Annotated in this window: 25 protein-coding genes; 16 read left to right on the forward strand and 9 right to left on the reverse strand. The window is 44.3% G+C overall.

The features are described 5' to 3' along the window. The first annotated feature begins 2 nt into the window (after window positions 1-2). Window positions 3-515: a DUF421 domain-containing protein gene (locus IE165_RS00695; protein WP_189624674.1), complete on the forward strand. Its 513-nt coding sequence runs from the start codon at window positions 3-5 to the stop codon at window positions 513-515. Between the two features lie 30 nt (window positions 516-545). Here IE165_RS00695 and IE165_RS00700 read toward each other — a convergent pair whose 3' ends face one another. Then, complete coding sequence (locus IE165_RS00700; RefSeq protein ID WP_229826232.1) at window positions 546-992, reverse strand: acyl-CoA thioesterase; 447 nt, start codon at window positions 990-992, stop codon at window positions 546-548. Between the two features lie 141 nt (window positions 993-1,133). Here IE165_RS00700 and IE165_RS00705 point away from each other — a divergent pair, with 141 nt between their 5' ends. After that, window positions 1,134-2,660 carry a GH3 family acyl-acid amido synthetase gene (locus IE165_RS00705; protein WP_189624675.1) on the forward strand — a complete coding sequence of 509 codons (1,527 nt, stop codon included), beginning with the start codon at window positions 1,134-1,136 and terminating at the stop codon, window positions 2,658-2,660. A 19-nt stretch (window positions 2,661-2,679) separates the two neighbouring features. Here IE165_RS00705 and IE165_RS00710 read toward each other — a convergent pair whose 3' ends face one another. Continuing rightward, window positions 2,680-3,357, reverse strand: a complete 678-nt coding sequence (locus tag IE165_RS00710; protein ID WP_189624676.1) for a hypothetical protein — start codon at window positions 3,355-3,357, stop codon at window positions 2,680-2,682. 160 nt (window positions 3,358-3,517) lie between these two features. Here IE165_RS00710 and IE165_RS00715 point away from each other — a divergent pair, with 160 nt between their 5' ends. Then, window positions 3,518-3,733 carry a hypothetical protein gene (locus tag IE165_RS00715; RefSeq protein WP_189624677.1) on the forward strand — a complete coding sequence of 72 codons (216 nt, stop codon included), beginning with the start codon at window positions 3,518-3,520 and terminating at the stop codon, window positions 3,731-3,733. Between the two features lie 29 nt (window positions 3,734-3,762). On the opposite strand, the gene IE165_RS00720 is transcribed toward IE165_RS00715, so the two are convergent. Next, window positions 3,763-5,028 (reverse strand): DUF819 family protein, encoded by a 1,266-nt coding sequence (locus IE165_RS00720; protein WP_229826233.1) that lies wholly within the window; start codon window positions 5,026-5,028, stop codon window positions 3,763-3,765. 154 nt (window positions 5,029-5,182) lie between these two features. Between IE165_RS00720 and IE165_RS00725 the strand changes: the two genes are divergently transcribed. Both IE165_RS00725 and IE165_RS00730 read left to right on the forward strand, forming a co-directional pair. Then, window positions 5,183-6,421 carry a Gfo/Idh/MocA family protein gene (locus IE165_RS00725; RefSeq protein WP_229826234.1) on the forward strand — a complete coding sequence of 413 codons (1,239 nt, stop codon included), beginning with the start codon at window positions 5,183-5,185 and terminating at the stop codon, window positions 6,419-6,421. Between the two features lie 2 nt (window positions 6,422-6,423). Then, window positions 6,424-7,506 (forward strand): Gfo/Idh/MocA family protein, encoded by a 1,083-nt coding sequence (locus IE165_RS00730; protein WP_189624679.1) that lies wholly within the window; start codon window positions 6,424-6,426, stop codon window positions 7,504-7,506. A gap of 15 nt (window positions 7,507-7,521) precedes the next feature. On the opposite strand, the gene IE165_RS00735 is transcribed toward IE165_RS00730, so the two are convergent. Continuing rightward, a complete protein-coding gene (locus IE165_RS00735; RefSeq protein WP_189624680.1) occupies window positions 7,522-9,417 on the reverse strand; it encodes an OmpA family protein in 1,896 nt (631 codons plus the stop codon). A gap of 45 nt (window positions 9,418-9,462) precedes the next feature. Continuing rightward, window positions 9,463-10,086, reverse strand: coding sequence for a 7-carboxy-7-deazaguanine synthase QueE (locus IE165_RS00740; protein ID WP_189624681.1), 624 nt, complete (start codon window positions 10,084-10,086; stop codon window positions 9,463-9,465). Between the two features lie 261 nt (window positions 10,087-10,347). Here IE165_RS00740 and thrS point away from each other — a divergent pair, with 261 nt between their 5' ends. The 6 genes from thrS to IE165_RS00770 all read left to right on the forward strand — a co-directional run bounded on the left by thrS (window position 10,348) and on the right by IE165_RS00770 (window position 14,802). Further along, window positions 10,348-12,273, forward strand: a complete 1,926-nt coding sequence (gene thrS / locus IE165_RS00745; RefSeq protein WP_189624682.1) for a threonine--tRNA ligase — start codon at window positions 10,348-10,350, stop codon at window positions 12,271-12,273. Between the two features lie 46 nt (window positions 12,274-12,319). Then, on the forward strand, window positions 12,320-12,844 hold the full coding sequence (gene infC, locus IE165_RS00750; RefSeq protein WP_037494776.1) for a translation initiation factor IF-3: 525 nt from the start codon (window positions 12,320-12,322) through the stop codon (window positions 12,842-12,844). A gap of 35 nt (window positions 12,845-12,879) precedes the next feature. After that, complete coding sequence (gene rpmI / locus IE165_RS00755) at window positions 12,880-13,080, forward strand: 50S ribosomal protein L35 (RefSeq protein ID WP_189624683.1); 201 nt, start codon at window positions 12,880-12,882, stop codon at window positions 13,078-13,080. A gap of 96 nt (window positions 13,081-13,176) precedes the next feature. After that, window positions 13,177-13,521, forward strand: coding sequence for a 50S ribosomal protein L20 (gene rplT / locus IE165_RS00760; RefSeq protein WP_086948276.1), 345 nt, complete (start codon window positions 13,177-13,179; stop codon window positions 13,519-13,521). Between the two features lie 222 nt (window positions 13,522-13,743). After that, a complete protein-coding gene (locus IE165_RS00765) occupies window positions 13,744-14,154 on the forward strand; it encodes a DUF3060 domain-containing protein (protein ID WP_189624684.1) in 411 nt (136 codons plus the stop codon). Between the two features lie 57 nt (window positions 14,155-14,211). Continuing rightward, on the forward strand, window positions 14,212-14,802 hold the full coding sequence (locus IE165_RS00770; protein WP_189624685.1) for a 2'-5' RNA ligase family protein: 591 nt from the start codon (window positions 14,212-14,214) through the stop codon (window positions 14,800-14,802). Here the strand turns inward: IE165_RS00770 and IE165_RS00775 are convergent. After that, window positions 14,799-16,271: an aminotransferase-like domain-containing protein gene (locus tag IE165_RS00775; protein WP_189624686.1), complete on the reverse strand. Its 1,473-nt coding sequence runs from the start codon at window positions 16,269-16,271 to the stop codon at window positions 14,799-14,801. The genes IE165_RS00770 and IE165_RS00775 overlap by 4 nt on opposite strands. A gap of 155 nt (window positions 16,272-16,426) precedes the next feature. On the opposite strand from IE165_RS00775, the gene bioB reads away from it, so the two are divergent. From bioB to IE165_RS00795, 4 genes are all read left to right on the forward strand, one after another. Next, complete coding sequence (gene bioB, locus IE165_RS00780; protein WP_229826236.1) at window positions 16,427-17,392, forward strand: biotin synthase BioB; 966 nt, start codon at window positions 16,427-16,429, stop codon at window positions 17,390-17,392. 389 nt (window positions 17,393-17,781) lie between these two features. Then, window positions 17,782-18,153 carry a response regulator gene (locus IE165_RS00785; protein ID WP_189624688.1) on the forward strand — a complete coding sequence of 124 codons (372 nt, stop codon included), beginning with the start codon at window positions 17,782-17,784 and terminating at the stop codon, window positions 18,151-18,153. Window positions 18,154-18,287: 134 nt separating this feature from the next. Beyond that, window positions 18,288-19,061, forward strand: a complete 774-nt coding sequence (locus tag IE165_RS00790) for a DUF3050 domain-containing protein (protein ID WP_189624689.1) — start codon at window positions 18,288-18,290, stop codon at window positions 19,059-19,061. An 18-nt stretch (window positions 19,062-19,079) separates the two neighbouring features. Continuing rightward, entirely contained in the window at window positions 19,080-19,385 is a 306-nt protein-coding gene (locus IE165_RS00795) for a GNAT family N-acetyltransferase (protein ID WP_189624690.1), read from the forward strand. A gap of 55 nt (window positions 19,386-19,440) precedes the next feature. On the opposite strand, the gene IE165_RS00800 is transcribed toward IE165_RS00795, so the two are convergent. Together IE165_RS00800 and IE165_RS00805 are read right to left on the reverse strand one after the other, a co-directional pair. Continuing rightward, on the reverse strand, window positions 19,441-20,016 hold the full coding sequence (locus IE165_RS00800) for an OmpH/Skp family outer membrane protein (RefSeq protein ID WP_189624691.1): 576 nt from the start codon (window positions 20,014-20,016) through the stop codon (window positions 19,441-19,443). Between the two features lie 107 nt (window positions 20,017-20,123). Then, window positions 20,124-20,657 (reverse strand): OmpH/Skp family outer membrane protein, encoded by a 534-nt coding sequence (locus tag IE165_RS00805; protein WP_189624692.1) that lies wholly within the window; start codon window positions 20,655-20,657, stop codon window positions 20,124-20,126. A 203-nt stretch (window positions 20,658-20,860) separates the two neighbouring features. Here IE165_RS00805 and IE165_RS00810 point away from each other — a divergent pair, with 203 nt between their 5' ends. Beyond that, entirely contained in the window at window positions 20,861-21,022 is a 162-nt protein-coding gene (locus IE165_RS00810; RefSeq protein ID WP_189624693.1) for a hypothetical protein, read from the forward strand. Window positions 21,023-21,086: 64 nt separating this feature from the next. Here the strand turns inward: IE165_RS00810 and bamA are convergent, their stop codons facing one another. Further along, window positions 21,087-23,663 carry an outer membrane protein assembly factor BamA gene (gene bamA, locus IE165_RS00815; protein WP_189624694.1) on the reverse strand — a complete coding sequence of 859 codons (2,577 nt, stop codon included), beginning with the start codon at window positions 23,661-23,663 and terminating at the stop codon, window positions 21,087-21,089. Window positions 23,664-23,674 lie beyond the last annotated feature (11 nt).

Consider the following 23,674-nt stretch of genomic DNA (forward strand, 5'->3'; position numbering starts at 1 on the left):
ATATGCTTGGCATCCTCGATATTGTGTTTCGGTCTTTAGCTGTTTATCTATTTATGATCATCGCTATTCGATTGACAGGAAAAAAAGAGCTTTCCCAGTTAAATACGACCGATGTGGTCTTGATCCTGCTGATCAGCAACGCCGTCCAGAATGCGATGGTGGGCCCAGATACCTCCTTGATTGGCGGTCTCGTTGCTGCGTCCGTCCTTTTTTTGTTCAATGTCTTACTGAAGACTTTTCTATTTAAGAATGCTAAATGGCGTGGTATTTTAAATCAAAAGCCGGAAATATTGATTCACCATGGCAAGTTGGATTTCGATATGCTGAGTCGGCTCAAAATAACGAACGAAGAACTGCAGGAAGCCATGCGCGAACATGGGATAGAGCGCTACAGGGATGTACGTCTAGCTATGCTCGAAATCGATGGAAACATCAGCATCATATCCAATCAAGATGGGATGAAGCAGTCTGTCTACAAGCGAAAACATCCGCACAAGCGCTTGGATATTTCCTGACGCGTGCTGTTGTGAACAGGCTGCTATCGACTAAGCATTGACCTCTTCATAATCTTCCGATCTGGGGATATGTGCAATAATTGGTTCCCATTCTTTCGGTATAGTAGTGAGCTTTCGTTCGACGAGGTTTAGCCAAGCCCCATCTACATGCACGGTAGCAGCCTTCACACCGTCGAATTTATAGATTTCATGTCGAAAGGAGAACCGGTAATTTTTTAGATTCAACCTGTTCATTTCTACTTTGACAAAGATCTGTTCGTCCAGACCAATCTCGCGGTGATAGATGAGCTCTTCCCGGAATAGGATTGGCCCGATATGATTCTTCGCAAACTCCTCTAGTGATAGACCAGCTTTGTTTAACATGTTGCTGCGCGCTTGCGCGCAGAAGTCGGCATAAGCCGAATGCCGAAGGTGTCTGTTCGGATCGAGCTGTGCCCACAACACTTGACCTTCGAAATAAATGTGATCTTGCTCCATAGGTTAAAGATAGGAAAAGTACGGCTCATTAAAAATGGAAAAAAATTGGCATTTGGTTTTTCGGCTTTTGCGAATAAGACAACAATCACAAAACAAAAATGCCGGTTTTAAGGTGATATAGATAAACAAGCAACTTTACCTATGGCAATAATTGGAGAAATAATCAAACGTGCTATCAATGTCAATGGATTCATAGCAAAAGATCCGGTCGCGGCAGATGCACAACGAGCGGTATTGATGATGATGTTGGAGAAGGCCAGCCAAACAGCGTTCGGTCGAGCCTATAATTTTGCGTCTATTTTACAAAGCGCGGATCCGGTGGCATCTTTTCAACAAGCAGTGCCCGCTCACGATTATGACAAGCTCTACACCGAATGGTGGCATTTTTTGGAGGAGGGACATGAAAATGTGACATGGCCGGGTGGTCAGCGTTATTTCGCATTAAGCAGTGGCACCACGAGCAACAGTAAGGCTATCCCTGTTACCGACGACATGTTGGAGGCCATCAGAAAGTCGGGTATACAACAGATCATGAGTTTGAAAAACTTCGACCTTCCTGCAGACTTCTTCGAAAAAGATATTATGATGTTGGGAAGCAGCACAGCGCTCCAGGATCGGAACGGTTTTTTGGCAGGCGAAATCAGTGGCATTTCCGCAGCGAATTTGCCGTTGTGGTTTAGGAAATTCTATAAACCGGGCAAAAAGATTGCTGCGAGTACCGATTGGGATCATCGTGTGTCACGTATAGTTCGTGCCGCAAAAAAATGGGATATCGGCAGTATGTCGGGAATCCCTTCTTGGTCTGAGTTGATGATCCGCGAAATTATCCAGTATAATAAAGTGGATACCATTCATGACATTTGGCCAAATTTACAGGTTTATACAACAGGAGGAGTAGCCTTTGGTCCCTATCGCAAAAGCTTTGAATCCCTGTTCGCGAAGCCTGTAACGATTATCGACACATATTTAGCATCGGAGGGCTACCTTGCTACACAAAAACGCCCCGATGCAAAGGGTATGGCACTCATTGTGGACAACGGTATTTTTTTTGAGTTTGTTCCGTTTACCGATACCAATATGGATGAGAACGGTTGCGTTAAGCCAGAAGCGCAGGCCCTGACGTTGGCGGACGTGGAAGAAGGCGTAGAGTACGTTTTGCTTATCAGTACGGTCGCGGGAGCGTGGCGTTACATGATCGGTGATACCGTAATATTCACCGATAAAGAACGCGCAGAAATCATGATTAGCGGTCGTACAAAACATTTCTTAAATGTGGTGGGTGAGCAACTTTCCGTCCATCAAATGAATGATGCCATTCAAAAGGTTCAAGGGAAATTTGATTTGGACGTGAAGGAGTTCGTCGTTTCTACGGTGCTAGAGGATCAGCGGCGGATCAATAAATGGTATCTGGGAGCAGATGTCGAGGGGCTACAGATAGAAGCCGGCTCTGTTGCTGCATACTTGGATGAGCAGTTACAGGAAACAAACAAGAACTATAAAGTGGCAAGAAACCAAGCATTGGATGGCGTCGATGTGAAAGTGATACCCGTGGATTATTTCCATAAATGGAGTGAAGAGCATAAGAAGTTGGGCGGGCAAACGAAGATTCCAAGAGTGATGAAGGAAGAGGAATTCGAAGCGTTTGAAGATTATCTTTCGAGCTTGTAGAGCCAAAAAGGGAGCGTGCTTAGTTGTCGCTCCCTAGTGTTATTTTGCTTTGTTCACTGACTTCTTCATACATAATTGCTTCGCGTTGAGTTGTTGGCTTTTGCTCCAGCTCTTTGACAAGCTTAACAATGTCGTCGGGCGACAGATAGAGTGCCGCTATTTTATCCTTGTAGCGTGGCGACAGGCCGCTATGGCCTAAAATAAATCGTTTTGTGGCTAAGATGAATCGGCCCATTCCGCGATTTACCGCGAAGGTGTCTGCTACCCGTTCCGCTTTTCGTATATATCTTTTTGATAGCCAGTAAAGCATTCCAAATTTTGCGACGCTCCACGTATTTCTACTTTCGTAATCCAAAATGTGCCCTAATTCATGCCCTATCCAACCCACTAATACATCATCGTCAACCTGGTGGATAGGCTCTATGGAATGCTGCAGCTTAAAGACGGGGCTTATCAGAATTTCGTATATCCTTTTATTGCGAGGACCGAGTAGTGAAGCTACCACTGGCCGCGCCGCCATCACAGAGCCTTTCAGTTTTTGTGTAAATACGAATTTGATACGGGTGTCTTGCAATTCTGGGTAGTGTGATAACGCCATCAGAATCTGCAGCTCTATGATTTTGGGGATTTGCTTGTTTTTAGAAAATTTCGCCATTTGTGCAGCAGCATCTGTTTGTCGATTTGCCGTTTGCTTCATGTTCGTTTCGGTGTTTGTTCTATAAGGAAACGAGTCGCAAGCGAAAAAGTTGGCCGGGATTTAAAATGCTTAGCCAACTAGATCTAGGTCCATATGCATAAGCTTATAAAGAACCATTTCACGACTTAAGCCGTTCTTTACACAATAAATAATGATACACATGATAACAGACGAAAACAAAAAACCGAAAACGGACAGCGAAAAGGGTGTAAAAGAGCACGAGAAAGCAAACTACACGCCACTGACCTCAACGAATGAGAACGATGGGCAAAGCAAAGACCATCCCTCAATAAAAGAAACGGATAACACAGAAAAGAAGGACGATACAGGTGGCGATCTAGCAGGTAACGCTGCGGGGAACACAGAGGAAGACTGAACCCGCCAGAAGTTTTGCAGTTGGTGGCCCTATATAGGCGCCACCAACTGCATCAATAGTGCCGTAAACCATCCGGCATACGTGCCAACGGCATAGCTAAATACAGCAAGTATGACACCAACCGAAATCAAAGAAGGATGAAATGCTGCAGCGGTTACCGTAGCGGATGCTACGCCTCCTACATTGGCCATACTGCCTACCGCCAAATAAAAAAAAGGTGCTTTTATCAACTTTCCCACGATGATTAATACCATAGCATGGAAGCTGATCCAGATGATCCCCACCAGAAATAAACCGGGGTTGTCCAAAATCGCCGTGATGTCCATTTGCATCCCAATCGTAACGATGAGCATGTACAAAAGTGCGGTGCCAATCTTCGATGCGCCGGCATGTTCTAATTTGCGAGCGGGGGTAAACGAAAGACAGATGCCGATAATCGTGGCAAAAAGTATCAGCCAAAAGAATCCGTTGGTGAGCGAAAATTTCTCCAGTTGTGGATAGTTGTTAGCCATGTATACTGCTATAGGTGCCGATAAAAACGATGATAATCCTGTACCACCCAAAGCGAGTGCTAGCATCAGTATATAGTCTTTTGTCTCGGCAGGGCGACTGTGTGCTTTTGATTGGGCATCCATGCGGACCGTCAACGCATCGACGTCGGATGAATCAGCCTTGAAGAAACTGTCCAATAGCTTGACCTTACTTGCGCCATACAGCAGGATCGCCATCCAGATGTAAGCCACAAAAACATCTACCGCGATAATCGACGAAAATAGTTTAGGCGACGGCTGCAGTATCTCGCGCAACGCAACCTGATTGGCGCTTCCTCCGATCCAAGACCCTGCCAGTGCACCCAAGCCTCGCCAAACCTCGTCGGGACCAGTGCCAGCAACAACACCAGGGGCAACAAGCGATACAATCCATACGGCAATTGGTCCCCCCAATATAATGCCGATTAACCCTGCAAAAAACATCAAACCTGCGCGTTTCCGCAGGTTCCACATCTCTTTCAGATCCAAATTCAACGTGAAAAGAATCAAACATGCAGGTAAAAAGTAACGACTGCCAATGCTGGCCAATGGGGAGTTCTCGCCATCGATGATATGAAAGGAATTTAAGAGGCCGGGAATAAAATAACACATCAGTAGGGGTGGAATGACCCCGTAAAACTTCTGCACATAGTTGTTTTTGAGGCTTGAAGTGAAGAAAACCAAACCGAGTACAGACATAAGCAATCCAAAGACCGCGGCTTGATCGGTAATAATTGGTGTAACTTCTCTGATAGCATTTTGCATAATATTTTCGTAATTGTTATTTTGGAGTGAAATTATAGAATAAATTCGGAAAGGCAACCGATTTGTTGCTATTGTTGCATAAAGTTGCATTTTTTAACGATCGTTATCAAAAATTATGTTTAATCGTAGGGATTTTATAATAAATGGAGGGTTAATGGCAGGTGCCTTCGCTTTTTCCCAACAAGTCTCAGCACATACCACAGAAGGGAAAGCAAGTCCTATACGTGTAGGACTCGTGGGATGTGGCGGGCGCGGCACGGGAGCGGTTTTTCAGGCACTGGATGCGGATCCGCATGTACAGGTCACAGCTTTAGCGGATATTTTCGAGGATAATCTCGCAGATACATTGACGGCTTTGAAAGATAAATATGGAGCCCGTGTTACGGTAGATGAGCAGACGTCTTTTTTAGGATTCGATGCTTACGAACGCCTTATTAAATCAAATGTGGACGTGGTTTTGTTGTGCACACCTCCGAATTTTAGGCCGGCACATCTCTTGTTGGCAATCAAAGAAGGCAAGCACGTGTTTTGCGAGAAGCCTGTTGCGGTAGATATTCCGGGCTTGCATCAAGTGGAATCCGCCGTAAAGCTAGCCAAGGAGAAGAAACTGTGTTTGGTTAGCGGATTTTGTTTTCGCTATTCCTTTCCCAATAGGCAAGTTATTGCAAGAGTTCATGGAGGTGCCATAGGTGATATTAAATCTGTTTCTACTTTTCGCCATGGCGGAGAGTTAAGTTATAAAGATCGGAAGCCCGAGTGGAGCGATCTCGCTTACCAATTGCGAAATTGGTATTACTATCAGCGTTACTCCGGGGATATCATTGTCGAGCAGACGATCCATAGCTTAGATTATATGTCTTGGATTTTAAATGATGCACTGCCTCAAAAAGTGACAGCCACCGGCGGGAGGCAAAGTCGACCTTGGAACAAATTCGGAAACGTTTACGATCATTTCACGGCGGAGTACGCATATGACGATGGCTTTCGAGCATTTCACTTCGGACGTCAACAGAACGGAACGACCCCACGGAACACGGTGGAGGCTATGGGAACGCAGGGGCATGTTAACGTCGCGCTGAATAGTAATTATGAAATTTTTGGCGCACAACCGTGGAAAAACAGCGACCGGCCCAACAATATGTACCAGACACAGCACGACGAACTATTTAAGGCGGTTCGCTCGGGTGTCGCCGTCAATGACGGCGACTTCATGGTTAAATCGACGTTGTTAGCAATTTGGAGTAGGCTGTCGGCTTACTCTGGCAAGTCCATAGGGTATGAGGAGGTCATAAACTTGCAAGAACGTTTGGGGCCGCCAACAGAAGATTATCACTGGGATATGGAGATCGATGCATTGGCTATTGCTCGCCCTGGTTCCTACACATTACACTAACAATGGAAAAGATTAAGGTTTTGGTTGTTGGTTGTGGAAATATGGGAGCTTCTCATGCCACGGCCTACCACAATATGGAGCAGTTTCAAATTGTGGGATTGGTATCCAGAGGCGATAGCAAGCATCGTCTTAATGCTTCGCTCCAAGCAAACTATCCCGTTTTCGACGATTATGAGGAGGCATTACGTACCAGTATGCCGGATGCGGTCTGTATATCGACTTATCCCGATACCCATGAAGCATACTGCTTGCAGGCATTTGCCGCGGGGGCGGATGTATTTGTCGAAAAGCCAGTAGCTGATAGTGTTGAAGGGGCTGAACGCGTGGTGGCTGCAGCAAAGCATCACAAACGGAAACTGTTGGTTGGATACATCTTGCGTTACCATCCCTCTTGGATGACGTTTATCGAAAAAGGAAGAGCACTTGGCTCGCCTTTGGTATTTCGGATGAATCTCAATCAGCAAAGCCATGGATACATGTGGGATGTACACCGGAATTTGATGAAAAGCCTAAGCCCTATTGTCGATTGCGGTGTCCATTACATCGATGTCATGTGCCAAATGACCGACGCGCGCCCCGTGCAGGTGTCTGCAATAGGCGCACGCCTAACGGATGATATACCGGCAGACAATTACAACTACGGGCAATTGCAGATCCGCTTCGATGATGGATCGGTAGGTTGGTATGAAGCTGGTTGGGGGCCCATGATTAGCGAAACAGCATTTTTTGTCAAAGATGTCATTGGTCCAAAAGGTTCTGTTTCTATCGTGGCCAAAAATGCTGCTGCAACCGGCCATTCGGATTCGGTAGCAGCGCATACACAGACGGAGTCGCTGCGTGTCCACCATGCGGAAATCGACGCACATAATCGCTTTGTGCAACAGGATGAATGGATCAGCCTGAGCGACGAGCCGGATCATCAAGAATTGTGCAACCGCGAACAACGCTTCTTTTACCGCGCCATTACGGAAGATCTGGATTTGTCAAAATCCATGGAAGATGCTTTGAATAGTCTACGCATTGCATTCGCGTGTGACGAGTCCGTCCGTAGGGGATGCGTTATCGCTCTGTCCCAGCTGCTATAGCTCTTCGCAGGTGGGTTATAATCCAGTAATGCTAAAGGTCGTTCGTCGATTAAGACGTTTGCCCGCTTCGGTGTTATTGCTTGCTATCGGCATGTTGGCGCCGTAGCCCTTTGTCGTTATTCGGTCCGGGGAGATTCCTTTTTCAAGGAGGTAGGTCTTTACAGCCGCTGCTCTTCGTTCGGACAGTAGTTGGTTGCTCTGCGAATCACCGCTGCTATCCGTGTGTCCTGCAATTTCTATCTGAACAGTGGCGTTTCTTCGAAGAAAGTGGAACAGCAACTGTAGATCTGCTGTTGATTCGGAAAGAAGTTCATATCGATTGACTGCAAAATAGATATTGTTCAAGGTGCCGACGGAGCCTTTCTCTATAGCCGAAAGGCGTATCTCAATCTCAAACTTGTCGTTGGTGAATTGTGGATTGTCCAACGCAAACTGCCTGCTCGTAGAGAGATATCCGGCGCGCTGTATCTGGAAGGCATAATTGGCGCCTATGGGTAAGACCGCGAGAAATGTGCCATCCCCAGGATCGCTATGGTCGCGAAATACATGGTTACCCGTAGTGGTATTGATTACCTCAATTGTGGCATCCAACGGACGATCGCTGTTTGCATCGCGTACACTGCCGGCAATGTAGGCTACCGGATCGGGCTGTAATCCAGTCGGCATTCGAAAGCTGTAAATGTCCAGGTTGCCACTGCTGCTTTGTGCCGACACGTGTCCGACTTCGCCGTTCATGCTGACGTGGATCGACGTTTGATCGCGAAAGTCATTTACCCCATTCCCCATATTTATGGGAGTAGACCATTGTTGGATACTATCTAGCTGACTAAAAAATAGGTCTTTCCGACCAAAGCCTGGCCATCCATCCGAAACAAAATAGAGTGTGCGTCCATCAGCATGGATATAGGGCGAAGATTCATCAAATGCGCTATTAATCTTCGGGCCTAAATTTTTGGGAATAGACCAGCTACCATCATCTTGCAACCTACAGCTGTAAATATCATAGCCGCCTAGGCCACCCTCTCGGTTACTGACAAAGTAAAGTGTTCTGCCATCTGCAGAGATCGCAGGTTGTGCTTCCCATCCTTTACTGTTGATTGGCGCACCAAGATTGTGGGGCTGGCTCCACGATCCACTTTCCAGTTTTGAGACGTAGATATCGCAGCTTCCCATGCCGTTTGGCCAATTGCAGCCAGTAAAAAAAAGATATTTCCCATCCGGCGAAATACAGTGTGCACCTTCATTAAACGCCTCTGAGTTGATGTTGCCGGCTAGCTTCTCCGCTTCGCTCCAGCCTGTTTCCGTTAGGTTGCTGGCATAAAAATTTTCCTGATTGTTGGTTTTTCTGGTAAAGATGATGGTGCGATTATCGGCAGTCAGTTTAGGGAAGTATTCGTCGTCCGGCGTGTTGATCGTCCCTTCTAATCGCTGCAATATCCCGCGTTGCGATTCGTTATGCAGCAAAGCATAGCGGCAGTCGGCGAGGTATTTTTCAATCAATTTGAGGCTGCTAGCTGTCGGGGCGGTTCGTTGCAGGTAGCGCTGCAACGCTTGTTGCGCTTCGGCATATTTTCCACTAAAGAGGAGCGATTCGCCCAGTGCGAAATAAGTCAAAGCTGTAAGATCCGGATCGACCTGCAGTACTTTTTGGTAATGTATGGATGCCTCAATAAAACGATCTTGTTTTCGTAAGATATCACCCAGTTGTTGGTGCGCTGTCGCGAAATTAGGATCATAAGAGATAGCGGTAGATAGCTTCTGTGCAGCTTCATCCAGTTTGTTTATACGGAGTAATTTTCCGGCCTCGATGTAAGCTGCTTGCGCCCGCTTATTGGGTGAGGGCTTTTGGCCGTAGGCAAAACCTATCCAGTATATAAAAAAAATGCATAAGCAATGTCTTACATCCGCCATAAGGAGAAGCTTTTGGTGTAGACAAAAATAGTAAAAGATGAGCTTTTAAGGAATGTTCAAGTACTTATGGGTCTGCAGCGATATCTCCCATTGTGGATTTTCCTTCACATACTCGATGATGAGCGGCGTCATTTCAGCTGCTTTTGACCATTCGGGTTGTAGATATAGCTTGCAGCTTTTGCCCACAAATTTGGCATGCTCTTCCGCCCATTGAAAATCACTTTTATTGAAGACGATCACTTTTAACTCTCCAGCGGCATTCAATACGTCAGGACGTGGCCCTTTGAATTTTTTAGGGGACAGGCATATCCAATCCCAAAATCCCGAAAGAGGATAGGCGCCCGACGTTTCTATGAACGTTTGGATGCCTGCGGCTTTCAATTGTCTCGTCAAATAATCCAAATTATAGATTAGGGGTTCACCGCCCGTAATCACCACGGTTTTGGCGGGGTGCTGTTTGGCGTGTTCCACAATGGTGTCTGCCGGTGTCAGCGGGTGAAGGTTCGCGTCCCAGCTCTCTTTCACATCGCACCAATGGCAACCCACATCACAGCCACCCAAACGGATAAAATATGCTGCTTTTCCGGTGTGATACCCTTCGCCTTGTATCGTGTAAAAATCTTCCATCAAAGGAAGCAACGTGCCGTCTTCTGGGACTTGATTTGACATGTGTTATTTTTTGAGAATACAAAGGTACAAAAAATGCATGCACTATTTAAACGGCTTCATCATGACAGTGTTAGGTTTTGTTAGAATGGTGTGTTTATAGCGTTGGTATGCGTAGCCCTTAATGTATTGGTCATTTCGCTTTCTTGAAGATATTGAATACCTTTGTGCGATCAAAGGAAGACAGGCTATGATGCAGCGTAATTGTTAACGCTGTCGGTTTGTTTCACCTATTTATTCAATAATTTAAAATCATATTCGTACATGATTAACATCACATTACCTGACGGATCTGTTCGTCAGTATGAAAAAGGAACAACTGCGATGCAGGTAGCCCTATCGATTTCTGAAGGTTTGGCCAGAAATGTCTTGGCGGCGGAAGTGAATGGCGAAGTATGGGATGCTTCTCGCGCTATCGAAGAGGATGCACATGTCAAGCTGCTAACGTGGAACGACGACAAGGGTAAATCTACCTTTTGGCATTCTTCGGCCCATTTACTTGCCGAAGCACTGGAGGCGCTTTATCCAGGCGTAAAGTTCGGTATTGGTCCATCTATTGAAACGGGCTTTTATTACGATGTCGATTTTGGCGATCGCGAATTTTCCTCCGATGAATTCAAGCAAATTGAAGACAAGATGTTGGAGTTGGCCAAACAAAAAGAAGTTTTTGAGCGCAAAGCGGTCTCGAAAGCTGATGCTTTGGCTTACTTCACCGAAAAAGGAGATGAATATAAATTAGATCTGATCAAGGATTTGGAGGATGGAAAGATCACATTCTACACGCAGGGCAATTTTACCGATTTGTGCCGGGGGCCCCACATTCCAAATACAGGTGTGATCAAGGCGATAAAGCTTACCAACGTTGCCGGTGCTTATTGGCGGGGTGACGAAAGTCGCAAGCAGTTGACACGGATATATGGTGTTACCTTTCCGAAGGCTTCTGAACTTGCGGATTATGTGCGGTTTATAGAGGAAGCAAAAAAGAGAGATCATCGCAAGTTGGGAAAAGAGCTGGAACTATTTGCTTTTTCCGAGAAAGTGGGCGCCGGTTTACCATTATGGTTGCCGAAAGGGGCTGCTCTCCGTCAAAAATTGCAGGACTTTCTACAACGTGCCCAAGTCAAAGCGGGATACGAACCTGTCGTTACACCACATATTGGACATAAGCAACTGTATGTGACGTCGGGTCATTACGAGAAGTATGGCGCTGATGCTTTCCAACCGATACACACCCCTGTAGAAGGGGAGGAGTTCTTCTTAAAACCAATGAACTGTCCGCACCACTGCGAAATCTATAAGACAAAGCCACGTTCCTATAAAGATCTGCCAGTGCGTTTTGCAGAATTTGGAACAGTTTACCGCTACGAGCAATCGGGAGAACTGCATGGGTTGACGCGCGTTCGTGGCTTTACACAAGATGATGCCCATCTTTTCTGTCGTCCGGACCAAGTGAAGGAGGAATTTAAGAAGGTCATTGACTTGGTACTTTATGTATTCGGTGCATTAGGTTTTGACAACTTTACAGCACAAGTTTCGCTTCGCGATCCAGAAAATAAAACCAAGTATATCGGTTCCGACGAAAATTGGGCGCTGGCGGAAGCAGCGATCGTGGAGGCGGCATCGGAAAAAGGTCTACCTACTGTTGTGGAATACGGCGAGGCCGCCTTTTATGGGCCCAAGCTGGATTTTATGGTGAAAGATGCTTTGGGGCGAAAGTGGCAGCTCGGCACTATTCAGGTAGACTATAATTTGCCAGAGCGTTTTGAATTGGAATACACAGGCAGCGATAACCAAAAACATCGCCCGGTAATGATCCATCGCGCGCCCTTTGGTTCGTTGGAGCGTTTCGTGGCTGTTTTGATCGAGCATTGCGCAGGGCAGTTTCCGTTATGGCTTGCACCAGAGCAGTTTATCGTCCTACCCGTGTCGGAAAAATATGAAGATTCTGCAAAAAATCTTTTAGAATCGCTAAATAATTCCGATATTCGCGGTCTGATTGACCTTCGCGATGAGAAGGTGGGTCGGAAAATCCGAGACGCTGAAGTCAAAAAAATCCCATATATGTTGATTGTAGGGGAAAAGGAGATGGAAAGTGGCACAGTTTCTGTTCGTAAACATGGGTCTGTGGATTTAGGTTCAATGGATCCAGAGGCATTCAAGGAATTATTAATTAAAGAAATAACCGTTTAATTTTAAACATTTGGCATTAACTAGAGGTGGTGGTCCTAGACCACCAATGAGAAAGAAAGAACCAGAACACCGCATTAACGAATTTATCAGGGTGCCAGAGGTACGTCTGGTCGGCGATAATGTAGAACAGGGGATTATTCCCACACGTAAAGCATTGGAACTTGCTGACGAACTGGAACTTGATTTAGTAGAAATTTCGCCAAATGCTGTTCCGCCTGTTTGTCGGATAATCGACTATAGCAAGTTTATTTACGAACAGAAGAAGAAACAAAAGGAGATCAAGGCAAACGCTAAGCAAACTGTTATCAAGGAAATTCGTTTTGGTCCTAATACAAGCGATCACGATTTTGATTTCAAGTTGAAGCATGCCATGAAGTTTTTGGAAAGTGGAGAAAAGGTACGAGCATACGTGCATTTTAAGGGTCGTGCTATCGTCTTCAAAGAACAAGGTGAGATCCTTTTGTTGCGCTTTGCACAAGCCTTGGAGGATTACGGTAAAGTGGAGCTGTTTCCAAAATTGGAAGGCAAGCGGATGTTTTTGACATTAGCTCCGAAGGCCGCAAAAAAATAAATATTATAACAGGTTGATACAAAATTTATAAGATTATGCCAAAAGTAAAAACCAATTCCAGCGCGAAAAAACGCTTTAAATTGACTGGAACAGGTAAAATTGCAAGAAAAAGCGCTTACAAAAGCCACATCTTGACAAAGAAAACCACAAAGCAAAAACGTAACTTGACAAAAACGGGTTATGTTCATGAAGCTGACATGGGTAATGTAAAACGTATGCTTGCTATCGGTAAGTAAGGTTTACCTTTTTTAATAAATAATTTTTTGACCGGGTATCAGGTCGTAAGCTTGCTGTAAAACGCAACACCTCATACCAAACTAAATTTAATTCATATGCCACGTTCGGTTAACGCAGTAGCTTCGAGAAGAAGAAGAAAAAGAATCTTGAAATTAGCTAAGGGCTATTTCGGATCAAGAAGCAAAGTTTATACAATTGCTAAAAACACAGTAGAAAAAGGTTTACAGTACGCTTATCGCGACCGTAAAACCAAAAAACGCGAGTTCAGAGCTTTATGGATTCAGCGTATCAACGCAGGTGCCCGTCAACATGGAATTTCTTATTCACAGTTGATCGGTAAATTAAACGCTAAAAATATCGGCTTAAACCGTAAGGTTTTGGCTGACCTAGCTTTAAATAATCCTGATGCTTTCAAAGCAGTAGTTGACGCCGTAAAATAGAGTTTTAAACCGCTATCAACTTGTTAGATATTAGAGAGGAGTCGTTATCGACTCCTTTTTTTATGCCACCAAACTTGATTCATCATCTTTGATTCAAACAGTCTCTTCGTTACCGCGAACCCATTTTTCTTGTTAAATTCTGTTAATTACCCGTTTCACGTTGCTGAAATGCGTCGAATGCCGTATATTTGATACACTAATCACAGGCATAAATGCTACATTATGAGGATTTTCGTAATTTTACTACTTCATTTTATTTCCATTGGACCCACTCTAGTCCACGCATCATCTAAACAGTCAAATGACTTAAATCCGCCTAAAAATGATCTTATCATCATCTACAGCCACGGTAAAATTGTAAAGGTACAGGGTACAAAGATAGAAAAAACTATAGCAACGTTTGGGGATGAAACGCTCCAGATTGCAGGATCAAACAACATCGTCTATGCTAAAGGAGGATTGCGGAATGTGGTTATCAATGGAATGAACAATGAAGTTTACGTGGATAAAATAAATTCCGTAACGATTGATGGAGGGAACAATGTTGTCCAGTATAAGCTGTCGTCCACAAAATCCGGTAAACCCGCTATCCATACAAAAGGCGGAAATAACGACATTCTAAAAACTAACTAGTATTTTTTATATACATCGAATTTCGTAACTTGTAGCATATCATCTTCATGCATACCTATGGCTACGGAATCTATATCTATCGTTTTTCAACCCTGTGAAAAGGGCATTCGCTTTGTGGCTGCCATAAAGGAGCGTGTCAGGCGTTTGTTGAACAAGTGGTATCCGAGCTGCCATTCCACGGCGCATGTTACAATTTGCATCCTGAAGGTCACTCCCGAGCAATTACAACGTGTAATTGACCTTTTGGCTGACAAAATGCGTTTTGAGCATGCACAGCATATCTATTTCGATACGTTTTCCACGTATCCGACTTCTGGCACTTTTTTTATTGATCCTACTGCGCAATCAAGAGCTTTTCTTGTGGAAAAGATGCGGAAGGTTATCGCCGTGGCTGAAAAGGTCACGCGCGTGGATAAAAAAAGTAATGTTCCGCATTTGACGATCAGCCGAGGGCTGGATTTGGATAATCTGCGCGAAGTCAAGGCGCTGGATGAATTCAAAAACTTGGATTTCGATTTTTTTTGCAAGGGAATTGTATTACGCCGATTTGACGAACAAAAAAGGCAATACGTTTCTTTTTTGGAGATACCCTTCGGCAACGAACGAAGACCAGGGTTGGAAGGAGGGCAGCTAAGCTTCGGCTTCTAATCCAAGTTATCTAAGCAACTTTTCAATAGAGCCAAACTTTGCGATAGCTCTTTACTATCAAGATTTCCAAAACCTAGCCTGATACCCGTTACGTCCTTATTTTGATATAACATTGTTTTCGGGAGGAACAGACCCTTTTGTGCACAGGATTTACTAAGCCTTAACAAATTCGTTGGACGCTTGAATTGTAACCAAAATGCCAATCCTCCAGTAGGAGCTTTGGTATATAGATGAGAAGAAAACTCTGCTTGCAGGATACCGCCCATGTGGTCCCTTCTTTCCTTGTAGATCTTCAATGACTTCTTCAAGTGTCTATGGATTACCCCTTCTTCAATCATTTCGCCCAATGCTTGTTCCATCAATACATCGCCTTGCCGGTCTATAATACCCAAATGTTTACGCATCTCGAACATTAAATTTTCCGGAGCAACAATAAATCCTGTTCTGAAACCAGGTACTAGCGACTTGCCGAAGGAGCTGACATAGATAACCATCCCTTTTCTATCAGCAGTCGCAATTGGCAACATTGGTTGCTTGTTGTAGTGAAAGTCGTAGTCTTGATCATCTTCGACAATGGCAAACCCATGCTTTTCTGCCAGTGCCAGCAACGCTATTCGCCTTTTCTCGCTTAGCGTCGCTGTTGTGGGATAATGGTGTTGTGGGCTAACGTAAACCATACGAATGGGTATTTGCTCACAAAGCAATGCCAATGCGTCGGTATCGATGCCTTCCGAGTCGATAGGTATGGTTCGAATTCGCGCCGCGTTCTTTTGGAAAATCATATTCGCCGAGAAATAGCTTAACGCGCCGACCACCACCGTGTCATTCGGCTTAAGCAATATTTCCGAAATAATAAACAAGCTCATCTCCGTGCTACGGGTAATCAATACATTCGTGCCGGAAACATAAAGACCGCGTGACAGATGTAAGTATACCAGCAACTGCTCTTTGAAATATTCGCTCCCTTCTTGGTTGTAATAATCCATTTTACGTCTGTTGCCTCTTCGTTTTATGGTCGAACTGTAGATGCGCGATAGATCATCAATCTGTGTTAATCTGATATCTGGTGTGCCGTCATTCAGTATGTATTGATAATTTCCATGTTCGTAAGGATTGTCGAGCAGAGACGATTGTTGGAAATAAAAACCGGTGTGCGTAGGATAGCTGTGTCGGTCTACCGTATTCCTGCCAGTTGTGGGTAATGAGGCCGAAACAAAGGCTCCTCTGTTAGGCTGTATGACGACCCATCCCTGTGCAGCCAACTCATCATAAGCTGCAACAACCGTGTTACGGTGCGTGCACAAAAGCTGGCCCAATACACGTGTACCCGGTAGCTTGCTGTTAACAAGAAGAATATTCCGTTGTATGGCCTTAATAAATTCATTGGCTATTTGGAGATATATCGGGATGTTTGACGTTCTGTCAATTTTTATAAAGCTACGATATGGAACATCAACCGGACTAGGCATATTCTGAAAACTGGCACCTTTGTACCTTGCTGCAAGATACTACTTTTGTTGGAAAACTTGAAACATCAGCCCGATGACAACTGGCCGTTTCATGGTGATGACTCATGCCTTGTATGTTTAACATAAAAATAGCCCAAACAATGGTTGAAGAAAAGATGAAAATACGTCATGATTGGACGAAGGAAGAATTGCTGAATATTTATAAACGACCATTGCTTGATTTGGTCTATACAGCGGCAACTGTGCATCGTTCGTGGCACAGGGCGGACGAGGTCCAATTATCTACATTGCTTTCCGTAAAAACGGGAGGCTGTCCAGAAGATTGCGCTTATTGCGGACAAGCAGCACGTTACCATACCGATAGCCCCGTCCATGCATTGCTTCCTACAGAAACCGTACTCGCCCATGCGAAGCGAGCACAAGAAAAGGGTTCAACAAGGTTCTGTATGGCAGCCGCTTGGCGAGCGGTCCGCGACAATCGTGATTTTGACCGCGTCGTGGATATGGTTAAAGCCGTAAACGGTCTAGGCATGGAAGTTTGTTGCACGCTGGGCATGTTGAGCGCGCAACAGGCAAAACGGTTACAGGAAGCCGGCCTATATGCCTACAACCATAATCTAGATAGTTCCGCAGATTACTACGGACATATTATATCGACGCGCACCTTTGCTGATCGACTACAGACCATTGGCCACGTGCGACAAGCTGGACTCACGGTTTGTTCCGGTGGCATCATTGGTCTGGGCGAATCTTCAGCAGATCGGGTGGCGATGCTTTGCACACTCGCAACGATGGAGGAGCACCCGGAGTCGGTGCCCATCAATGCGCTATCCAGGGTTGCCGGAACGCCGCTGGCAGATCAACCCAAAGTAGATATCTGGGATATGGTGCGGACGATCGCTACCGCACGCATTGCGATGCCAAAATCCTTGGTTCGGCTAAGTGCAGGACGTATGGAGATGTCTGAACATGAACAAGCGTGGTGCTTTATGGCCGGAGCTAATTCCATCTTCACTGGGGAAGGTGCGAAACTACTGGTAACGCCAAACCCCGATATGGACGACGACCTAACCATGTTGGCCAAACTAGGATTAAAACCCATGCGATCCGATCGGAGTTGAAAAGTAATTATACTTGTTTTCAGGTATAGGACGGTAAGGATACAGGCTTTAATTTTGAATTTCTCGAGGGGCTATGCTTGGTTGCTGAGTCGGTTGAGATGATTTCGTGCCATCCCTAAGCTTTTCCCTGAAGTTTAGGGATTTTTAATTCGCTTTGGGTCGCAAAGCCATATTTTTTCTTACCGTATAGCAAAATAGGCGCTTTTATTTTTGATAGATCGATCTCTTGAACACGATTTTATTTTTGCAGTAGCAAATATAAATTAGCGTTTGGGCAAAACATATATGGAGCCTGCGACGTTCTACTAGTGTGGCGCATAAAATGCAGCTTTTTACCTCTAATAAGTGAAGGTATAATAGAGCAGGTACCAATTGAATCATTTATGAAAATGAATAAACCAGTTAAAATAGTCTTTGCTGACGACTCGGATATCCATCATTTTCTTTTGGAAAATCTGGTGACGAAATTTGTACGCCTTCAACTGCTAATCAAAGCAAAGGATGGGGAGCAGCTATTAGATCAGCTTTCCAATATAAATGTGGTGCCAGACGTCGCTATACTGGATTTGCATATGCCTAGTGTTGATGGTTTAACAGCAGCACAATATTTGTTAAGTCGCTTCCCATTCATTAAAATATATGGATTTACCTCGTCTAGTGATGAACGCGAAAAGTCAGACATGCTTGCTTCGGGATTTTTGAAGATTTTTCCGAAGAATAAGCTCCGGGAGTTGCTGATCGAGCTATCGCAGTTAGCGTAGGGAACGTGGCGCGAGGCGTTTCTTCCTGCGATTATTTTTCTTCCTCGCGTCATTTTTTCTAAGATCGGCTCAAATTTAGTCTTTTCATACCGGATAAATTGCTCAGTTTGCCACTTGGATTTGTATTTTTGAATATGAAAGAAATTCAGGCTGTCAACGACTTTATTGCTGCAGAACGGAATGTATTACTGCAGCATCCGCTTTATAAGAAAATAACAACAGTAAAAGATCTGCAAAGGTTTACGGAGGGACACATCTATGCTGTATGGGATTTTATGTCTTTGCTCAAGGCCTTACAAATAAAAATGACCTGTGTGGAGGTACCTTGGTTCGCAAGCGAGTCACCCGCTGTACGACACTTGATCAACGAGATCGTCCTAGCAGAAGAATCTGATGAATATATCGACGGTCGCAGGCTGAGTCATTTTGAGATGTATCTCGATGCAATGCACGATATGGGGGCAGATACAGCTCCTGTATTACAGTTGTTGGAAGGGATTCGTTCCGGACAATCTTTGGCGGAAGCCGTCGCCAATTTATCGGTAGATCATCGAATCAAAGATTTTCTGCGGTTTACGTTCTTAACCATCGAAGAAGGCGAAACACATAAGATCGCATCGGCATTTACTTTCGGGCGAGAAGATCTAATTCCTGATATGTTCACCTCTATTTTAGCGGGAATTCAAGAAGGAGCGCCCGATACGGATTTAAGTAAATTCATTTACTATTTTCAACGACATATTGAGCTGGATGGCGATGAACATGGTCCGTTGGCCATGCAAATGATACAGGAGCTAGCGGGCGATGATCCTGTTAAATGGCAAGATATAAGGGATGTTGCGAAGGAAGCTTTGGCAAAGCGCATTGCCTTATGGGACGCTATTGAAGAAAGCTTAATGCTCGTGTGATCTATTAAAACTATGGACATGGAAACTTTTGAAGTCAAACTTAATGACAATGGCCGTGGAGAACTGCTATTGCTTTCCGATTCATTGCAGGCAGGCAAAATGGACATCTTTATACGCAATTCCGTTCTGACTGTTTACCACACGGAAGTCGATCCGATATATGCAGGGAAAGGGTTTGCCAAGCTTTTGTTAGATGAACTCGTTAGAAAGGCGAGGGAAGAAGCATTGATGATAAAGCCGTTATGCCCTTACGTCCATGGGCAGTTTAAGAAAAATCCAGACTTATTTGCCGACGTTTGGTGGAAACAGGCAGAAGAAAATTAGTCATGAAAAAAAAGAGATTGCATCGCAATCTCTTTTTTTAATACGTAAGCTGCTATTATCTCGCAGGCGGAACCGCTGGTGCCGCAGGCGTGGCATTTGCTGCAATACCTAATCTCGTTTTCACATCAGCGGAAATGTCTTCGCCTCCTTGAAAGTAAAGTACATTACCATTGGAAGTATCCAAAACGTAAGCGTAACCTTTTTCCTTCGCTACTGCATTGATGGCATTCATTACTTTTGTTTGGATAGGTGTCAACAATTCTTGTTGCTTTTTTCCTAAATCTTCTTGTGCGACGCGCTGAACTTCTTGGATGCGTTGTTCCATACTCTGTAGATCCTGTCCCAAAGTTTGTAACTCTGCGTCTACCGTCGTTTTATTCGCCTCGCTCCGGTTTCTTAGTTTCTCGTTCGCATCGTTCTGCTTCTTTTGAAACTCTTCATACATCCCCTGTAGCTCTTTCGTTTTTGTATCGTTCAACGTCCGCAATTGTTCATTTGCTGTTTTAAATTCAGCTGTCATCTGAAAGATCTCATCAGCATTGACATGACCAATTTTTTGCTGCGCACTTACGTACTGCGAGCCTAAGAAAACCACCGCCACTAAAGCTAAACTTCTAACTAAATTTCTCATTCTTTTCATTTTAATCTGTTGTGCCGTTATTGATATACGACACGGCATTTTTTTTTACAACGTTAATAATTAATTTCAAATTTCACTCAAGTATAAACAAAAAAATATTAATTCACCAAGCTAGGGTCTGCTTTGAAACCTAATTTTGTAATGATGTCATTACTTTTATCAAGCTTTGGGTTTGCATATAGGAAAGTCACTTCGCTTCCTTTATCCAAAATCAGATCAAGCCCCTGTGCGTTAGCCACATCTTGTATTGCTTTAGCCACACGGTCCTGAACGGGTTTAACTAGTCGGAGACGCTCTTTGTATAGGTCTCCCTCAAAACCAAATTTCTGACGTTGAAATTCTTTGACTTGCCTTTCTTTATTCACTATCTCGTCTTCTCGGCGTTTACGCATATCATCATTTAACAAAACTTGGTCGTTTTGGTAAGCTTTATACAGTTTTTCAATCTCGCCATATTGTTTATCCACTTCTTCTTGCCAATTGGTGGAAAGGTCGTCCAATTGTTTCTGTGCGGAAACATACTCCGGAATATGTCTCAAGATATATTCAGAATCTACATAAGCCACGCGTTGCGCGACCGCTGCACTGACGGATAAGGCAACGAAGGCCATGATAAAAACTATTCTTTTCATATACATTTTATTTTTTGTTGAGTTGTTGCTTCCACTGTTTCAAATAAACCATGTTTAAAAGGTTTTGCTGTAAGCAGATACCGTGAATTAAACGATCAATCACTCGGTAGCGCTACGAGCAGGCTGCTAAATCATCAGACAATTATGATTCCAAAAAGTTTAAAAAGCAAAAATAGTTTGCTAACAGATTGAAGCTCTTTCTCTTGACAAAAATAGCAAAAAAGGCGCAAATAACAGCTGTATTTGTAGCTTTAACAAAATTTAACTACTGCATATTTACCCTGCCCGGCGTGGAAGATATTTGTGATGAAGATGAGGATACCAACGCTGACGTTCAGCAAACAGTGATGTATCGCTTGTTGTAAAAAAAGCGTCTCTTGATTGATTTGCAAGAGACGCTTGTATGGATATATCGTGGATAGGTGCTGATTAAAACCCGCCCATGTTTTGCAGGATGCTAAAGGTAAAGTTTTGTCTCCAGCGGTTCGATTGGATACCTGGAATCGGATCGAAAGCATGGCCGTAGTCAATGCCCAGCATACCGAAGATCGGTAAAAAGATACGTGCACCTACACCCGCCGAACGACGCAGTTTAAATGGATTCACCTCGCTAAATTTATTCCAGGTGTTACCGCCTTCCGCAAAGGCGAGTACGAAGACTGTAGCCTGCTCATTTAGCATAACCGGATGCCTCAACTCTAATTGATATTTCGTGTAAATAGGACTTCCAGACTGTATCGCTATATTCTGGTTGAGGTTACCGGTAGATTCAGGAATGATCGTACCATTGGCGTAACCGCGCATCGCGATGATTTCGGAGCCCTGAAGGAAGTCAAATCCTTGCATACCATCACCACCCAATTTGAACCGCTCAAAAGTAGATGTAGGCGTTCTATCTGTATAGTTGCCCAAATAACCAAATTGTGCCTGCATTTTCAATACCAACTTGCCTGCGATCTTTGTATACCATTGGCTGTCGAATTTCCATTTGTGGTATTCTGTCCATTTGTAGCGTTCATTGTCTGGCGCTGTTTCGTAATTGATATTGTTCCAGGCAGAGTAAGGTGGTGTTAGCTGTACCGAAAAACGGAAATGGGATCCCGAGGTAGGGTAAATCGGTGCATCGACCGAATTTCGACTAATCTCTTGCGTAATGTTCATGTTATAGGCAGTACCGTCGGAGAACAAGAAATAATTCCCGTAATTCTGCAATTTATAACGTTGGAAAGAAAGCGACGTATTCACCTGGAAATAGTTGTCTGGCCATTGCAAACGCTTACCCAACGTGGCGGTGACCCCTGTCATCCAGATACGGTTAAGTTCGGAATCGCTAACCATCTGCCGGCCGGTAAGGTAGTTGAAGCCACCGAAAGACGAGCTGGATGTATAGGCGTTCAAACCAAAATATATAGGCTTTTTGCCACCAAGCCAAGGCTCTGAGAAGGAAAAGTTGTACGATTGGTACCGTTTCCCAGAGGTCTGCCCGCGGATGCTGAATTTTTGACCGTCACCACGCGGCAATGGTTTCCACGCATCCTTCTTAAAAAAGTTGCTGGTAGAAAAGTTGTTGAATGTCAAACCTAATGTACCGATAACCTGTCCAGCTCCATATCCACCAGATAGCTCCACCTGATCAGAAGGCTTTTCCGCAACGGTATACTCCAAGTCTGTTGTCCCTTCTTCGTAATTCAAATTTGTTGGAACTGGGTTTATTTTCTGTTCATCGAACATACCGAGTTGGGATATTTCACGGACACTACGCATCAACATCTCTCGGGAGAATTTTTGTCCTGGTTTGGTATAGATGGACCGTAAGACAACTTTGTCATTGGTAACATCGTTCCCTTTCACAATCACGTTATTGATCGTGAACTGCTTGCCTTCACTGAGGACAACCTCTACGTCGACCGTATCGTTGTAAATACGCTTGATGATCGGTTGCACACTGAACGTTAGGTAGCCATCGTTTTGATAAAGAGCACTGACATCATCGCTGTTCCTTGTCGGCCCCATCAACTTTGTCGTTAATTTCTCTTCACTGTATACATCACCTTTTTGAATGCCTAATATGAGGTTCAATACCGAATCTTTGTATTTCGAATTACCAGACCATTCTATATTACCTACGTAGTAACGCGGGCCCTCATGCAGATTTATGTAGATGTCTACTTCGTTTGCATCGTAGCGGACGACGCTGTCGCTTAATATTTGCGCATCGCGGTATCCCTTATCCTGCATCTTAGCAACGAGATTTTCTTTGGCTTCTTTATATTTATCGTCTTTAAATTTGCCGGGGCCAAATATGCGGAACCAGCGGCGTGGTTTCACCCCTTTGAGGTATTTACGCAATTGACCATCCGAGAAGGCTTCGGACCCTTCGAAGTGCACACGGTGAACTTTGATTTTTTTATTCTTTTCCACATCCACGATTACAATTTCGTTATTGGACTGTGCCGTGTCTTTCTCCGCACGTATCTTTATCTCTGGATAGAGGTAAGACTTTTCACGTAAGAATTTCTGTATGGTAGCTCTCGTTGTTTTGATCAGGTTTTCATTGACTATTTTCCCGGAATTGGTATTCAGTCTTTTGCGAACTTCGTCTGTCTCTCCTTTTTTTAGCCCATGAATATCTATCCTTGTTAGCCTTGGACGTTCCCGTACGCGAATTTCTAAGAAAATATTCTCGCCCTCAATACGCTCAGCATATAACTGTACATCGTCAAAAAGGTTTTGCCCCATTAGTGTTTTCACAACGTTGGCCGTGGCTTCGCTCGGCACTTCGATGTATTGACCGACGACAAGCTTGGAAATCGTGACCAGTACGTCGCCATCCAGGTACTGCGTACCCGTTACGCGGACACCGCCAATCACGTAATTTTTGGGATCCAGATAGGTTATCTCGTCGGGATCATTCAGATTAATAGGGTTGTTGCCACGAATCTGAGCGAATAATTGTTGGCCTCCAATAAGTAAGGTGAATGTTATTAAGTATAATATGCGCTTCATTTATTCAATTT

It is taken from the genome of Sphingobacterium griseoflavum (assembly GCF_014653155.1).
GTDB classification, from domain to species: Bacteria; Bacteroidota; Bacteroidia; order Sphingobacteriales; family Sphingobacteriaceae; genus Sphingobacterium; species Sphingobacterium griseoflavum.

What these genes read in the sequence shown, in the direction of transcription:
- IE165_RS00695 (WP_189624674.1), top strand. Translation starts at nt 3, where the DNA reads ATGCTTGGCATCCTCGATATTGTGTTTCGGTCTTTAGCTGTTTATCTA.
- IE165_RS00700 (WP_229826232.1), bottom strand. Translation starts at nt 992, where the DNA reads ATGGAGCAAGATCACATTTATTTCGAAGGTCAAGTGTTGTGGGCACAG.
- IE165_RS00705 (WP_189624675.1), top strand. Translation starts at nt 1,134, where the DNA reads ATGGCAATAATTGGAGAAATAATCAAACGTGCTATCAATGTCAATGGA.
- IE165_RS00710 (WP_189624676.1), bottom strand. Translation starts at nt 3,357, where the DNA reads ATGAAGCAAACGGCAAATCGACAAACAGATGCTGCTGCACAAATGGCG.
- IE165_RS00715 (WP_189624677.1), top strand. Translation starts at nt 3,518, where the DNA reads ATGATAACAGACGAAAACAAAAAACCGAAAACGGACAGCGAAAAGGGT.
- IE165_RS00720 (WP_229826233.1), bottom strand. Translation starts at nt 5,028, where the DNA reads ATGCAAAATGCTATCAGAGAAGTTACACCAATTATTACCGATCAAGCC.
- IE165_RS00725 (WP_229826234.1), top strand. Translation starts at nt 5,183, where the DNA reads ATGGCAGGTGCCTTCGCTTTTTCCCAACAAGTCTCAGCACATACCACA.
- IE165_RS00730 (WP_189624679.1), top strand. Translation starts at nt 6,424, where the DNA reads ATGGAAAAGATTAAGGTTTTGGTTGTTGGTTGTGGAAATATGGGAGCT.
- IE165_RS00735 (WP_189624680.1), bottom strand. Translation starts at nt 9,417, where the DNA reads ATGGCGGATGTAAGACATTGCTTATGCATTTTTTTTATATACTGGATA.
- IE165_RS00740 (WP_189624681.1), bottom strand. Translation starts at nt 10,086, where the DNA reads ATGTCAAATCAAGTCCCAGAAGACGGCACGTTGCTTCCTTTGATGGAA.
- thrS (WP_189624682.1), top strand. Translation starts at nt 10,348, where the DNA reads ATGATTAACATCACATTACCTGACGGATCTGTTCGTCAGTATGAAAAA.
- infC (WP_037494776.1), top strand. Translation starts at nt 12,320, where the DNA reads ATGAGAAAGAAAGAACCAGAACACCGCATTAACGAATTTATCAGGGTG.
- rpmI (WP_189624683.1), top strand. Translation starts at nt 12,880, where the DNA reads ATGCCAAAAGTAAAAACCAATTCCAGCGCGAAAAAACGCTTTAAATTG.
- rplT (WP_086948276.1), top strand. Translation starts at nt 13,177, where the DNA reads ATGCCACGTTCGGTTAACGCAGTAGCTTCGAGAAGAAGAAGAAAAAGA.
- IE165_RS00765 (WP_189624684.1), top strand. Translation starts at nt 13,744, where the DNA reads ATGAGGATTTTCGTAATTTTACTACTTCATTTTATTTCCATTGGACCC.
- IE165_RS00770 (WP_189624685.1), top strand. Translation starts at nt 14,212, where the DNA reads ATGGCTACGGAATCTATATCTATCGTTTTTCAACCCTGTGAAAAGGGC.
- IE165_RS00775 (WP_189624686.1), bottom strand. Translation starts at nt 16,271, where the DNA reads ATGCCTAGTCCGGTTGATGTTCCATATCGTAGCTTTATAAAAATTGAC.
- bioB (WP_229826236.1), top strand. Translation starts at nt 16,427, where the DNA reads ATGAAAATACGTCATGATTGGACGAAGGAAGAATTGCTGAATATTTAT.
- IE165_RS00785 (WP_189624688.1), top strand. Translation starts at nt 17,782, where the DNA reads ATGAATAAACCAGTTAAAATAGTCTTTGCTGACGACTCGGATATCCAT.
- IE165_RS00790 (WP_189624689.1), top strand. Translation starts at nt 18,288, where the DNA reads ATGAAAGAAATTCAGGCTGTCAACGACTTTATTGCTGCAGAACGGAAT.
- IE165_RS00795 (WP_189624690.1), top strand. Translation starts at nt 19,080, where the DNA reads ATGGAAACTTTTGAAGTCAAACTTAATGACAATGGCCGTGGAGAACTG.
- IE165_RS00800 (WP_189624691.1), bottom strand. Translation starts at nt 20,016, where the DNA reads ATGAGAAATTTAGTTAGAAGTTTAGCTTTAGTGGCGGTGGTTTTCTTA.
- IE165_RS00805 (WP_189624692.1), bottom strand. Translation starts at nt 20,657, where the DNA reads ATGAAAAGAATAGTTTTTATCATGGCCTTCGTTGCCTTATCCGTCAGT.
- bamA (WP_189624694.1), bottom strand. Translation starts at nt 23,663, where the DNA reads ATGAAGCGCATATTATACTTAATAACATTCACCTTACTTATTGGAGGC.